Source organism: Pseudomonas sp. NMI542_15, assembly GCF_021283425.1.
GTDB lineage: Bacteria > Pseudomonadota > Gammaproteobacteria > Pseudomonadales > Pseudomonadaceae > Aquipseudomonas > Aquipseudomonas fortuita.
In genome coordinates, this window is record NZ_JAJSRO010000012.1 from 85,496 (window position 1) to 96,907 (window position 11,412).

15 protein-coding genes and 1 pseudogene are annotated in these 11,412 nt (G+C 56.4%); 4 read left to right on the forward strand and 12 right to left on the reverse strand.

Translation table 11 applies throughout. The annotated features are described in order from the left end of the window. Nucleotides 1-14: 14 nt before the first annotated feature. Complete coding sequence (locus tag LU684_RS17945; protein WP_016489254.1) at nucleotides 15-848, forward strand: substrate-binding periplasmic protein; 834 nt, start codon at nucleotides 15-17, stop codon at nucleotides 846-848. Between the two features lie 89 nt (nucleotides 849-937). Then, nucleotides 938-1,945 (forward strand): Ldh family oxidoreductase, encoded by a 1,008-nt coding sequence (locus LU684_RS17950; RefSeq protein ID WP_232894878.1) that lies wholly within the window; start codon nucleotides 938-940, stop codon nucleotides 1,943-1,945. Between the two features lie 46 nt (nucleotides 1,946-1,991). Here LU684_RS17950 and LU684_RS17955 read toward each other — a convergent pair whose 3' ends face one another. The 4 genes from LU684_RS17955 to LU684_RS17970 all read right to left on the reverse strand — a co-directional run bounded on the left by LU684_RS17955 (nucleotide 1,992) and on the right by LU684_RS17970 (nucleotide 5,388). Next, nucleotides 1,992-3,860: a DUF2075 domain-containing protein gene (locus LU684_RS17955; RefSeq protein ID WP_016489252.1), complete on the reverse strand. Its 1,869-nt coding sequence runs from the start codon at nucleotides 3,858-3,860 to the stop codon at nucleotides 1,992-1,994. A 24-nt stretch (nucleotides 3,861-3,884) separates the two neighbouring features. Continuing rightward, nucleotides 3,885-4,268, reverse strand: a complete 384-nt coding sequence (locus LU684_RS17960) for a nucleotide pyrophosphohydrolase (RefSeq protein ID WP_016501662.1) — start codon at nucleotides 4,266-4,268, stop codon at nucleotides 3,885-3,887. A gap of 525 nt (nucleotides 4,269-4,793) precedes the next feature. After that, a complete protein-coding gene (locus LU684_RS17965) occupies nucleotides 4,794-5,057 on the reverse strand; it encodes a DUF3077 domain-containing protein (RefSeq protein ID WP_016489250.1) in 264 nt (87 codons plus the stop codon). An 88-nt stretch (nucleotides 5,058-5,145) separates the two neighbouring features. After that, nucleotides 5,146-5,388 carry a hypothetical protein gene (locus LU684_RS17970; protein ID WP_232894880.1) on the reverse strand — a complete coding sequence of 81 codons (243 nt, stop codon included), beginning with the start codon at nucleotides 5,386-5,388 and terminating at the stop codon, nucleotides 5,146-5,148. 514 nt (nucleotides 5,389-5,902) lie between these two features. Here LU684_RS17970 and LU684_RS17975 point away from each other — a divergent pair. After that, on the forward strand, nucleotides 5,903-6,370 hold the full coding sequence (locus LU684_RS17975; RefSeq protein WP_114941950.1) for a hypothetical protein: 468 nt from the start codon (nucleotides 5,903-5,905) through the stop codon (nucleotides 6,368-6,370). Here the strand turns inward: LU684_RS17975 and LU684_RS17980 are convergent. The 8 genes and pseudogenes from LU684_RS17980 to LU684_RS18010 all read right to left on the reverse strand — a co-directional run bounded on the left by LU684_RS17980 (nucleotide 6,360) and on the right by LU684_RS18010 (nucleotide 11,012). Beyond that, a complete protein-coding gene (locus LU684_RS17980; RefSeq protein WP_114941951.1) occupies nucleotides 6,360-7,538 on the reverse strand; it encodes an Arm DNA-binding domain-containing protein in 1,179 nt (392 codons plus the stop codon). The two genes, LU684_RS17975 and LU684_RS17980, sit on opposite strands and share 11 nt — an antisense overlap. 208 nt (nucleotides 7,539-7,746) lie before the next feature. Then, the gene (locus LU684_RS17985) at nucleotides 7,747-7,989 is read right to left on the reverse strand and encodes a hypothetical protein (RefSeq protein WP_114941952.1); all 243 of its coding nucleotides are present in this window, start codon (nucleotides 7,987-7,989) and stop codon (nucleotides 7,747-7,749) included. Further along, the gene (locus LU684_RS17990; RefSeq protein ID WP_114941953.1) at nucleotides 7,979-8,536 is read right to left on the reverse strand and encodes an HNH endonuclease signature motif containing protein; all 558 of its coding nucleotides are present in this window, start codon (nucleotides 8,534-8,536) and stop codon (nucleotides 7,979-7,981) included. The genes LU684_RS17985 and LU684_RS17990 overlap by 11 nt, the downstream gene beginning before the upstream one ends. Nucleotides 8,537-8,672: 136 nt before the next feature. Next, nucleotides 8,673-9,008: a hypothetical protein gene (locus LU684_RS17995; protein ID WP_114941954.1), complete on the reverse strand. Its 336-nt coding sequence runs from the start codon at nucleotides 9,006-9,008 to the stop codon at nucleotides 8,673-8,675. A gap of 187 nt (nucleotides 9,009-9,195) precedes the next feature. Continuing rightward, nucleotides 9,196-9,375, reverse strand: a pseudogene (gene csrA / locus LU684_RS18000) (carbon storage regulator CsrA); the annotation flags it as partial. Nucleotides 9,376-9,465: 90 nt separating this feature from the next. Next, nucleotides 9,466-9,855: a response regulator transcription factor gene (locus LU684_RS18005; protein ID WP_114941956.1), complete on the reverse strand. Its 390-nt coding sequence runs from the start codon at nucleotides 9,853-9,855 to the stop codon at nucleotides 9,466-9,468. 133 nt (nucleotides 9,856-9,988) lie between these two features. Then, nucleotides 9,989-10,240, reverse strand: a complete 252-nt coding sequence (locus LU684_RS30760; RefSeq protein ID WP_114941957.1) for a DUF1654 domain-containing protein — start codon at nucleotides 10,238-10,240, stop codon at nucleotides 9,989-9,991. A 115-nt stretch (nucleotides 10,241-10,355) separates the two neighbouring features. Next, nucleotides 10,356-11,012 (reverse strand): LexA family protein, encoded by a 657-nt coding sequence (locus LU684_RS18010; protein ID WP_114941958.1) that lies wholly within the window; start codon nucleotides 11,010-11,012, stop codon nucleotides 10,356-10,358. A 107-nt stretch (nucleotides 11,013-11,119) separates the two neighbouring features. Between LU684_RS18010 and LU684_RS18015 the strand changes: the two genes are divergently transcribed. After that, the gene (locus LU684_RS18015) at nucleotides 11,120-11,386 is read left to right on the forward strand and encodes a Cro/CI family transcriptional regulator (protein ID WP_114941959.1); all 267 of its coding nucleotides are present in this window, start codon (nucleotides 11,120-11,122) and stop codon (nucleotides 11,384-11,386) included. Nucleotides 11,387-11,412: the final 26 nt, after the last annotated feature.

Genomic DNA, 11,412 nt, shown 5'->3' on the forward strand with positions numbered 1-11,412 from the left:
GCAAAGGTGACGTCATGACTCGCTCATTCAAACGTTTTACCCGTTGGATGTTCTTGTGCTCCACCTTGGCCGGCGCCCCGTACGCCCTGGCCGAATGCACCCCCGCGAACCAGTTTGAAACCATCACCCCAGGTGTACTCACCGTGGCGGCGTATGTGTTCCCGCCCTACTCGATACCGGGGCCCAACAACCAGTTGAGCGGCGTGGATGGCGAGATCATCAAGCGCATCGCTGAGCGCGAGTGCCTTAAAGTCAAAACCATGGTGGTGGACACCGCCGCCGTCGTGCAGGCGGTGGTGGCAAAGCGTGCCGACGTCGGCATCGGCGACTGGTATCGCACGGCAGAGCGCAGCAAGGCATTGGGCTTGTCGGCACCGTTGTACCTGGACGTGATGGGCATTATTTCGGATGAGGGTTACACCAAGATCTCCGAACTGGATGGCAAGCGTATCGGCACCGTGCAGGGCTACCTGTGGGTGGACGATTTGAAGAAAGCCTTTGGCGATAACCTGGTGCTTTACCCAAACCCGGTGGCCATGGCCCAGGACTTGGCGTCCAGGCGCATACAGGTTGGCGCGGACAGCTTCGCGGTGGCCGTTTCTTCGCAGCAGAAGGGCGGCTACCCCGGCAAGAGCATCAAGGTGTCCGAGCCCGACCAACGGGTCAAGGCCACGCTTGAGCCCGGGCAGAGCGCCTTCCCGTACACCAAGGCCAACGCAGCCTTGGGCGAGGCGCTGGGCAAGAACATCCAGGCCTTGCACGCCTCGGGCGAAATCGCAGAAATCCTCGCCACGTTTGGCCTGGACCGCGAGGCTGCAAAAGTGGGTGAGCCAAGGATGATTCAGTAAAGGTCATCAAATCCTGCAGGAGCGGCTACGCCGCCCCTGCAGGTTCTCAGGCTGCGGCACACCAACAATCCGAGAACACCGAAGCCACCATGGAAAACCACAAACCCGAAAAGCGCCTGTCTCTGGCCGATGCCACCGCCTTTGCACACCAACTCTGCCTGGCCCACGGCGCCAGCCACGCCGTGGCCTCGGCGCTTGCCGACGCCACGGTCTCAGCCCAGGCCCATGGCCAACACGAACTCGGTTTCGGCCATTTGCCTGACTACCTCAGTGGTTTTGCCACCGGCCGAATCGCCACGGCGGCCGAGCCCATCGTGACCCAGGTCGCGCCGGCCATGATCCGCTGCGACGCGGCCCGAGGCATCGCGCAATTGGGGTTTGATCGCGCTTTCCCACAGCTGTGCAGCAATGCGCATCAACTGGGTATCGCCCTGTTTGCGCAGTTCAACGCTTTTACCTGTGGCGAGTTGGGTTATTACACCCGTCGCCTGGCGCGGGAGGGGCTGGTCGCGTTGGCGTTTACCAATGGCCCTCCGCTGCTTACCGTGGCGGGGCAGCGCCGGCCGATGTTTTCCACCAACCCCATCGCATTTGCCGCCGCCAGTGACACGGGGCGGTTATTGGCGATTGACCAGGCCAGCAGTGCCACGGCCTACGTGAACCTGCTGCGGGCTGCTGAAGCGGGGGAGGCGATACCGGCAGGCTGGGCGGTTGATGCGCAAGGCAATGAAACGTGTAGTGCGCGGGAGGCATTGCATGGGACGTTGCTGGCGTTTGGGGGTGGGCGGGGGGCTAATATTGCGTTGATGGTTGAGGTGCTTGCGGCGGGGGTGACGGGGGCCAATTGGTCGTTGGATGCAGGCGATTTTCGGGCTGGGAGCGAATCGCCGGGGGCTGGGATGCTGGTGATTGGGATTGCTCCCAGGTTGTTGGATGAGTGCTTTGCTTCACGGTTGGGTGAGCAGATGGCCCGGCTTGAAGGCTTGGGGGTTTACCTGCCGGGGAAGGGGAAGGAGCAAGCTTATGCTCGGGCGGTTCGTGAGGGGATCAGCTTGCCGTTAGCGGCGTACGATGCGTTTGAGGTGCAGGTGGGGTAGTCACGTCCTTTGCCAACACCGGCTGCGCCAGAAGCAAACGATCCAGTCAATGATTGTTGTGTTGGCTAAGCCTAGTCTTGAAGTATTGCGCAGTCTCTTTGTCGGTGCAGTATAGATAGCAACCCTTCATCCCGCGTGTCATCAGGGTTCGGTATGTATTCTTGATGATCTGGTCTGTTTCATTTCTCGCGAGGGTGGGTTGCTCTTTCATCATTTTTTTCCAGCCGCGAATCGATTTATCGTGCTTGTCGCGCTCATCCGGCGATGTCACTACCTTACCGTCACGTACGACTAGGTCTGGCCCGATGATCACCCCGATGTAGTCGACTTCCAGACCTTGGCAAGTATGAATGCAGCCAACCTGCTCGACGGAGTTCTCAGCGACGATCCATAGGCTGCCATCCTGATCCAGGTTCCACTGGCGTTTGTAGTCACCAATGACGATATCAGCAGCGGTGGGGTCTTTCTTGCTCAACCAAGGCCAGCAATAGCCCGCGACCACACGCGCTTTGTTTCCGTGGTTTTTCTCATTGATTGCTTCATGCATCGCCTGAGGTGAGTCGAACACCTTAAACTCGTACTCTTGAGTCTCAAGCGTCGGATTTGCCGTCGAGCGGATACTTAGCGTGTCATCCAGCCATGCCAGGTAACCGTCGGAACCACTGCAGCGAAATTGCGAAGACAGCACGTGTTCTTCAACCACTGCACCCTTGGCTTTCGCAAAGGCGCGTATTGCCTGCTTGCTGCCGATATCGCTCAAAGTTACACGCTGGTCTTCATCAATGAAGAAAATTGAGCATTTCGCTGAATCAATCAGCTCCTTGATCTGGTTTTCCCCAAGGTTTCCGTAAAGCCCGCTTTTCTCGTTCAGTCGGTGAGCTTCGTCCACGATAAGCGCATCGAATGTGTTGGACTCAGTGTCGATGAATGCCCCAGAGCCTGAGAAGAAATTCGAGAAATGGCTGCGTTTGATGGTGCCAACCAGTTTGCTTTCGTAAACCTTGCGTGGGGCTGCGTTCTTGGAGACGTATTTGCTCATCAGCTTCAGTTCGGTGAGCCTCACCAGCAGATTGATAGCCAGAACAGTTTTCCCGGTGCCCGGTCCACCTTCGATGATCATTACCTTGGGTGCTTGGTCCGAGGCCTCGCTTGCCGCCGCCAGCGCCGACTCAAAAATTGCTTTCTGATCGTCAATCAATACGAACTCGGGCTTGCCTTTCATCAACCCCCCCAGCGCTTCGGCCAGGGCCTTGGAGGGGCGAATTTTTCCTTCGGAGAGCTCGTAGAGAACTTCTTTGTTGTCGCCATGAGTTATATGTGTTTTCAGAAAGCTTCTGAGTTTACTGAGCTCTTCCGGGCCTTTCAGAAACAGCGGTGCCTTGCTGATGTGGTGCTCATAGTGGGCTGAATCTATGACCCCGTCGCTAACGTAGTTATGGAGGTAGGCACACGGCCGGATTTCGATGCTTTTGTCATACACCGCCTCGTTGAAGCCTTCCAGCAGCGCTGCATAGGACCATACCTGGTAGGACGGGTGAATGGTCTCAACGAGGCCGCCACCCAGTGCCGTTTTGACGATGGCATCCTTGGTTGTGGCGTTGGCCTTACTCCATTGCTTGAGCTCGATCAGTACGGCCTTTTTTGCCTGGTTTTCGTCGCGACCGGTGAGCAGAAAGTCGATTCGCTTCGACGACTGCGGAATGTGCAGCTCAATGGCCAGCCCTGCATCGCTCGGCAGGCCCTCGTCTCTAAGGACCTTGGCCATGTACGTCAGGGATCCTTGCCAAGACCTGATTTCCGAGGTGCCAACGTTCTTGCCGGTAGCTTCCTTGTAATGCCTGAGGATCACCTCCTCAATGTCATCGTTATCGTTGTCTTTAAGAAATTGCTGTTTGGTCGCAGCGTAAACGATCACGGGTTGTCCTTAGGTGCGTGGTGGTCAGAGTCGGTCGTACTTCTTGCTGCTGCTTCTGGCTTTATCCACGGGATACTTCTCGCCATTCGAGGCGAGTTTCTGTGTCACGGCCTCGTTGAGGTCAATGCCAAGTACATCGCTTAGTCGAACCAGGTACATCAGTACGTCCGCCAGCTCGTCTTTGACGGCTTGGCCAATCTCGGCATCTTTAGCTGCGGAGAGAGAATCGGCATCATTCATCCATTGGAAAATCTCGCACAGCTCCCCAACTTCGCCAGTAAGAGCCAGGATCAGATTTTTGGGGGAGTGGAACTGTTGCCAGTCGCGATCATCTGCAAAACGCTGAAGGGATGCGGCTAGCTTCGCTACGTCAACAAGTGGCGCGGATGAGCTATCAGGATTACTCACGGGCTGCTCTCGGCATCAATGGGGGCAGAAAATGTGTAGGAAATTCGGCCTTTGATTGTAAGAGCTTTCGCTGTTTGCGCACCCTTTTTTGTTTCACGCTCACATGCTGTCTGCTTGCCGAAATCTTCGCCAAGACTCGTCATGCACTGTGATCATGGCAAGGTTGCTCGCGACGACCATCATGGCAACCAACTGAAGACTCGCTCACGCCTTGGTCGACTGAACGCAGCTAGAGCGGCAGTACTTTCCAATGGCGGCGCTGTGCGGTCTAGTGCTGGCAACCTCGCAGCAATCATTGATGACCTCAGGCCGTGCGAGTATTCGTTCCGGTGGAGGGATTGCAAATCCACCGATCGGGCAGGCAGTTCGGGAGAATGGGGGCGGCGATCACAATACGGTGTGCCGGCAGAAAATATTGAAATGGGGATCAACTATTGAGCGTTTGAAAGAAAGCTTTCCGCATTTTGATGATGTGGCCGCTACCTAGGTCGTGTGGTTGCGGCCACGTAATGCAAGAGTTCGACCTCAACGCATCATGCCGAGTTCGGCATCATCCAACAGCGCTTTACCTAGCGCACAGAGGTAATGCGCCGCCCAGATCAGCTTGGGCTTGTCTTCCATCAAGCCATCGATAGTCAGGTCCCGCGCATAGCCCATCAGTTCCGAGGCCTGTTCGCGCGCGTTCTGGCAAGGGATGCCGGGTTCGATGCGGAACAGTGGGTGGGTCTGGTTTTCGCCTTGAAAGAAAATGGTTTTGCCGACTGTGCAGTTTGTGTCTTCGGTGGTCATTGATCAATCTCCCTGGTCTGGTGGTTGCCTGGGCTGGCCCTATCGCCGGCAAGCAGGGCTCCCACAGGTTTTCTGCTTGGTATGCGAATCAGTGCATCGGTTGCGGGTTCGCTGGCTGCTGTATTTGCACCAGCGCTGATTCGAGTAATCGGCGCAGGGTTTCGAGCTCGTGCATCGAGGCCATGATCAACACCGATGCGGGCGACCTGGGGTGCATCAGCATCGCCTGCTGGGCTACGGCTTCTGCACAGAGTGCGTAGTCCGAGGCCATCATGATCGTGTCTTCCAGGGAGTGGAGGTGGTGAGGTGGGTCAGGAACAATCTTTAACATTGTGCTGTGTTCTCGATAGGGGCCACCGCCAACCCGCTGTCAAACGGAATGGTGGCAGCTGTGCATGGGTTGACAGACCGGCGAACACAGAAACCGGCGCACGCGAGCGTGCCCCATGCACAACCGCCATGAACGGTTATGCGCGCTGTGTATCGTTGCGGCCTGTCAAAGCCGGTCGTTGATGAGCAACGACCCACCGAGACTAAAACCCTGAAAAAATGACCGCAACGGAAAACAGGCGCTGGGAGTATCTTTGGGAAACGCCCTACAAGAAAGGGGGTAAATCCGATATTTCGGCCCGCAGATCCCAAAATCCAGACACAAAAAAAGACGCCCGAGGGCGTCTTCTTCTTTGGATTTGGTGGGCCGGGGGGATTTGAACCCGCGTCCATCTCAATGCTGGCGCGGGATGCAGCGATAATGTAGGCATAAAACTGTCATTCCCTTGATGGCATTGTCCGGGCGGGCTTTCGTCGTGGTATTATTGCGCCATCATTCGTAATGGAGTGCGATCATGGCGTACCTTGTTGTTCTATTAGCAGCCTTCCTAACTAAGCCTTTCTTCAATACGAAGCTTTGTCGTGGCGAATATGGTTTTTTTAAGACATATTTTTTGTATGGCGGAATTGGCTCATTTGCTATTTTCTTTGGTGTATTCTTCCTGTTTGGTACTCAGGCATTAGAGAACGATCAGAGCACTGGCAATTATGCATTTCTGACTACAGCAAGATTGGCACTGTTGTGTCTTTCTGTGTATTTGTCGGGTATTTCTTGGGCGGTTTACAAAATCAAGCTCAGAAGTGATTTTTCTCCGATTATGAATTTCTATGTTGTGGCAATATTAATTGTTTCTGTTCTGTTGTTGCCTTCAGTTTTGTTCAGGGCTCCTGTTATGTGTGCTGTATATGCTGCAGCATTGTTTGTGCTTTATAAGACCGCGTGGAATGGCGTTTTTATCAACAAGGAAGCTGCTAGCGATTAGTCGCTTTGCATACATTAAGCTCGCGGGGGAGCCATAGCTCCTCGGCCTTAGAGCCGGCAGTGGTATCTGCTGCTGGCATCCACCTCCCATATACTCTAGCGATCATTGTCCAGTCGCTATGCCCCATCTGCTTGGCCACCCACATCGGGTGCTCACCGGCAGACAGCATCATCGAAGCGTAGGTGTGGCGAGTCTGGTAGGGGCGCCGGTACCGAACACCTGCCTTCTTCATCGCGGGATGCCACATGGTCTTGCGGATCGGCTGATCGCCGGCCCATCGTTCAAGTGTGCGTGGGTTTTGGAAGACCTCGTTATCCGCCAGGAACGTGTGCGCCTTCTGAGCCGTCAGCGCTTCCAGAGCGGGGCGCAACAGCTTCACCGACCGCCGGCCCGCGGCAGTCTTCGTTACCTCGGCCTCTCCACCTGCAGCCTGGGTCATTGCCCGGCTGATCATCACTTCCCCCCGCACCCAGTCCACATCACCCCAGTCCAGGGCCACCAGCTCGCTTGTCCGCAGGCCAGTCCAAAGCGCGAACTGAACCATGTTCCTGGCTTGGCCGTTCAGGGCAGCTAGAATCGCCTGCTGCTCCTCGGGCGTGAACGGGTCCACGTCGTCATCCTTTGGCGGTGCTTCCCTCCTGGCGTAGGTCCACCCGGCCAGCGGGTTGATATCCAGCAACTCCTCGTCGACGGCATCATTGAGTGCAGACCGGAGGCAGCTCTGGATGTTGCTCAGTGTCTTGTTGCTGACCTGCAGCCCATCCAGCCAGTCGCGTACCATCTTCCGCTTGAAGTCCAGAACCAGGTGATGACCGAGCGCGGGCACTAGGCGAAGCTCGACAATCTTCCTGTAGCCCTCGAAAGTGCTGCTCGATATGTGCTTCTGCTTGGCGGCCAGCCACCTGGTGAGAAACCCACCCACGGTTTCCTGGCAGGTTTCCGGTGCAAACTTGGCGGCTCGAGGCGAGCGAGGGAACGTGACGGCATAGTCGAACGTCCCTTGGGCAATAGCGTGCTCAATCGCTGCCTTGTGCTGCTGAGCCTTCTTCAGATTAGTGGCGGTGGGCTTGAGCGCGACGCGCTCGCGGCACCTAACACCCCGGAACATGAACGTGATCTCGATGCTCGAGTCTGAGACTGCCCTGACCCCGCTCCCGCCTCTACCCATGATTCATACCCTTCCATGTCAATAAGCGTCCGGCCATCCGGCGCCTTTAGCCAAATTTCCCCAAGCCGCCAGATCCCGTCGCGGATCTTTGAGCGGATCGCGTCCTCGGTGTAGCCAGACTCGCTGGCAAACTTTCTGACGGTCATGTAGCGCATTGCCTTACTCCACCTGGCGCGTCAGGTTTTGGTTGTCACGCTGATCTGTCACGTCAGGTCCTTTTTGCCGGCGGCAGGGCTGGTTTCGATTCGATGAACGTGCTGGCTGAGTTCTCGCCGCCAATGTGGCGGAAGTAGTCGATCTCAACCTTTGCGCTTTCAATCAGAACGCGGCTGATATCCGATACTGACTGGGCACGCTGAACTTCTTTGGCCAGACTGTCGTCGTCGGCTTCACGCACCGCTTCGAGCTGGGCGAACAGGTGGTCGCGAAGGTCGCTGAGCTTATTTTTCATTCCTGGTCTTCCTCTTGATCTCTTTTTTCAGTTCGTTTTGCAGGTGGAGAATGTCAACGATCTCTTCCGGCAAACCTTTGTAGTGATGGTTGTTGCGCAGCTGGTGCTCGGCACGTGTGCGCAGGCATAGGTTGGCCAAGTCCGTGTTCTGCACGTCGCCGTCTTTGGCTGCTACAACCATCCCCTCTGGAACTGGTCCGTTGGCTTGCTCCCAGGTGTAGGTATGAAGCGGCTTCCACACGTCGGGCTGAGCTACCTTGATCAGCGTGTAACGGCCCTTGCGGTGGGTGGCTCCTACCGGCCTTGGATCTTGGCCAATCTGACCCCCTTTGGCCGCCAGCCTGGCAAGCAGGATTCGGCGATGCGTTTCCGACCTGTGGGCATCGGTCTTAACCAGTCCAAACTGGGCTGCCCTCAACGTGATGGCTGTCTTCGTCCGCCCTGGCAAAAGCAGGCAAAGTTCCTTGTTGGTTTTGTTGGGGTAGAGCTGGTGAAGGAGTGCATCCTCCGCATCGGTCCAGCGCTCGACCGGCCCGCGCTTAGTCACGCTCTGCCCCGAAAGTGGTCGACCAGAACTTGTCGCCCGTCCAGGCCGCAGGCGGCAGACAGGTCGAGGACCTGGCCAAAGGTTGTTTCGCGCTGCTGCAGAGCGTCCCACAGCAGTAAGAGCAGGCAGGCCTGGCTCATGGCTCCTGATCCCGGGGCTTTTCCGTCTGCTGCGCCTGGTCTCGATCAAGTAGCCTGTCGATCCGGGCGAGGAGCATGTCGCGATACTCGACGTTGACTAGGTCGTCGTTGATGTAGGCGATCGCCTCACGCAGCAGTGTGTCGGCTTCCTGTAACTGGGTCTCACGCTCTTCCAGCTTTGCCTGTAGGTCCCCCTCGCTTGCGCCGGCGATTACTGCCAGCCCTCGGCCAGCTGAGATCAGGTCACCCAGCTTGATGAAAGGCAGGATGCACGTGAGTGGTGCTGCTTCGCTGGCGCGCAGCACCAGGGTGATACGCTCAGGCGCCGACATGCTCACCTCCGCTGGCGGCCTGGAAGCCGGCCAAGAAAATCAAATAGTCACCGTGGGTGCGGTCGTCTACGAAGCCGCTGACCGGACCTTTTTCCAACTCGGCCGCGCTGGCGCCGATCGTATTGGCGGCAATAAACAGGTCGCGAGGATCGACTGACGCTGTCACTGGCTCGGAGCGTGGCGCGGTGGAGGGAAGATGATCGCCCTGGGCACGAATACGCTCGAAGATCTCCTGGCGATGCACAGACACGCCGGCAGGGGCTTCGACCCCGATGCGGGTTTGCATACCCTTTACGCCGAGAATGGTTACAGCGATATCGTTGTTGATGCGGATGGTTTCGCCTACGCGGCGAGTCAAAATCAACATGGTCAAACTCCTTTTTCAGGCAAGCCGGTGGCCTGCCGCGTTTGTTGGCTTTCGCAAAAGTCAGGGTTGGATCAGGTCAGGCGGGCAGCGTTATGCCACCGCCAAGGCGCACTCAGCGCGCCGGGTTGCAATACGAGTTTCAATCTTGCGCTCCCCGCTGTTGCTGCCGCGACGAACGCGTATTGCCTGGTCATCGCCGATCATTCCGTGGATGGCCATGATCAGCGCCAGAGCAGCAGCGGAAGAGCTGATGACACCTCGCCGAAATGCTTCGGCTACCATGCTGGCGCGATTAGACACGCCCAGTTTGTAGAACACTCGCTCAACTGATTTCTTCACGGTTCCAGGCGCGCACCCCAAGGCGCGCGCAACTTCCTTTCCAGACATCCCAGAGCAGATCGCCAAAGCTGTTTTCAGCTCTTGTTCCGCTAGCAGGCCAGTTGATCCCTGAAGGTTGCCAAAATAGATGATTCCGTTCATGAGGGGCGCTCTGAAGTGGTTGCTGTGGAATGCATTTAAGCGTGCTAAATCGAAGCAGTCAAGTATGCTAAATATTTTTGTTTAGCATGCTTCATTACCGGGCAACAAAAAAGCCCGCGACGGCGGGCTTTTGTCAGCTGTCGCAGTATCCATTCCAGGCGATATGGAATGCGCCATTACCTACTTCCTCAACCTTGACTCCGGCAGTGGAAGCTATCTCGTTGATCACCCGACGCCAGTCTGTGGGGTCTTCGTCCTCGAGGCGGCGTACAGTTACGCACTGCAAGCGCTGAACCTTTGGATCTGACACAAGGTCGCGGATTCTGTGGCCGATGCGCTCATATGTGTGAGGTGTGGTGGTGGTGAAAGACGGGGAGGAACGCATGCCTTAATCCTTGCGGCTACTGTATTTATGTACAGTATTTGGAAGGATCGAGGATGGCAATATCCCCCCAGAAATAATCCTGGGGGGTTCTTGGCGGGCTAGATAGCGTGAGCTGTTACAGCTTCTGAAGTGCCCGTACGACTACGCCTACGATACGGCAGTCTTCCGCGCAGACCTCTGTGGGATAGGCTGGGTTGAGCGGCTTCAAGTATTTTCGCCCGCCGTCTTCCACCAGCTTTTTGAAAGTCGCCTCATTGCTGTTCCCCAGCTTGGCTATCACTAGCTTGCCGTGAAATGCATCTGCCTCGGTGTCGACCAGGATGAGGGTGCCTTCTGCGATGGTCTGCCCAATCGGAGAGGTCATTGAGTCCCCTTTAACCTCAAGCCAGAACGCCGGACCTTTAGCCTGGTAGTCGGATATTTCATAGCGATCAGAAAAGCCCGGAGGGAAAGGCTCAACGGCTTCAGCCCAGGCTCCAGCTGCTACCCAGCTGATTACCGGATACCGGTACATCATATTGGGCTGCGCAACAGGGCGCACATTGGCTTCTGGATGACCCTCTTGCTCAGGCCCTTCCCCGATTGCTAACCACTTGGCGTGAAACCCTGTCGCCTTGGCCAAGGCGTAGATGTTCTCTGGCTTCATGCTTTTGCTCTCGCCGGTCACCCACTGCGTTACCGCAGAGGCTGACACGCCGCAGGCTGCAGCTATCTCGCTTTTTCGTTTGCCGCTGGCAGCTATGGCCTTGGCTATGCGTTCGTATCTTTCCATGGCGAAATTTTAAGCACTCGTGAGTTAAGCATACAGCTTGCTAAAAAAACTGTTGCTCCGATTTATTTAGCTTGCTTTAATTCTCTGGATAACCGGAGGAACGCACAGTGAACACAGATCAAGCCGTCGCGCATTTTGGAAGCAAGAAGAAGCTAGCTGACGCGCTTGGCATCTCTCCTGGGGCCGTGACGCTCTGGAAAAATGTCATCCCCCACCTACGCCAATATCAGATCCAAACGGTTACGGGTGGCCTCCTGAAGGTAGACAAGGCTATGACCGTGACCGCAGATGAATCATGCGCCTCGGAAGCGTTGAAATCACCTAAGCCCAACGGCTCTGTATGCGCATACAGTGAGTGGAGGGTGTCCCCATGACCTCCCGCGTCTTTATTTTCCTGCTG

Bases quoted from the DNA above. Each gene is read 5' to 3' on its own strand.
- LU684_RS17945 (WP_016489254.1), top strand. From the start codon at position 15: ATGACTCGCTCATTCAAACGTTTTACCCGTTGGATGTTCTTGTGCTCC.
- LU684_RS17950 (WP_232894878.1), top strand. From the start codon at position 938: ATGGAAAACCACAAACCCGAAAAGCGCCTGTCTCTGGCCGATGCCACC.
- LU684_RS17965 (WP_016489250.1), bottom strand. From the start codon at position 5,057: ATGACCACCGAAGACACAAACTGCACAGTCGGCAAAACCATTTTCTTT.
- LU684_RS17970 (WP_232894880.1), bottom strand. From the start codon at position 5,388: ATGTTAAAGATTGTTCCTGACCCACCTCACCACCTCCACTCCCTGGAA.
- LU684_RS17975 (WP_114941950.1), top strand. From the start codon at position 5,903: ATGGCGTACCTTGTTGTTCTATTAGCAGCCTTCCTAACTAAGCCTTTC.
- LU684_RS17980 (WP_114941951.1), bottom strand. From the start codon at position 7,538: ATGGGTAGAGGCGGGAGCGGGGTCAGGGCAGTCTCAGACTCGAGCATC.
- LU684_RS17985 (WP_114941952.1), bottom strand. From the start codon at position 7,989: ATGAAAAATAAGCTCAGCGACCTTCGCGACCACCTGTTCGCCCAGCTC.
- LU684_RS17995 (WP_114941954.1), bottom strand. From the start codon at position 9,008: ATGTCGGCGCCTGAGCGTATCACCCTGGTGCTGCGCGCCAGCGAAGCA.
- LU684_RS18005 (WP_114941956.1), bottom strand. From the start codon at position 9,855: ATGAACGGAATCATCTATTTTGGCAACCTTCAGGGATCAACTGGCCTG.
- LU684_RS30760 (WP_114941957.1), bottom strand. From the start codon at position 10,240: ATGCGTTCCTCCCCGTCTTTCACCACCACCACACCTCACACATATGAG.
- LU684_RS18010 (WP_114941958.1), bottom strand. From the start codon at position 11,012: ATGGAAAGATACGAACGCATAGCCAAGGCCATAGCTGCCAGCGGCAAA.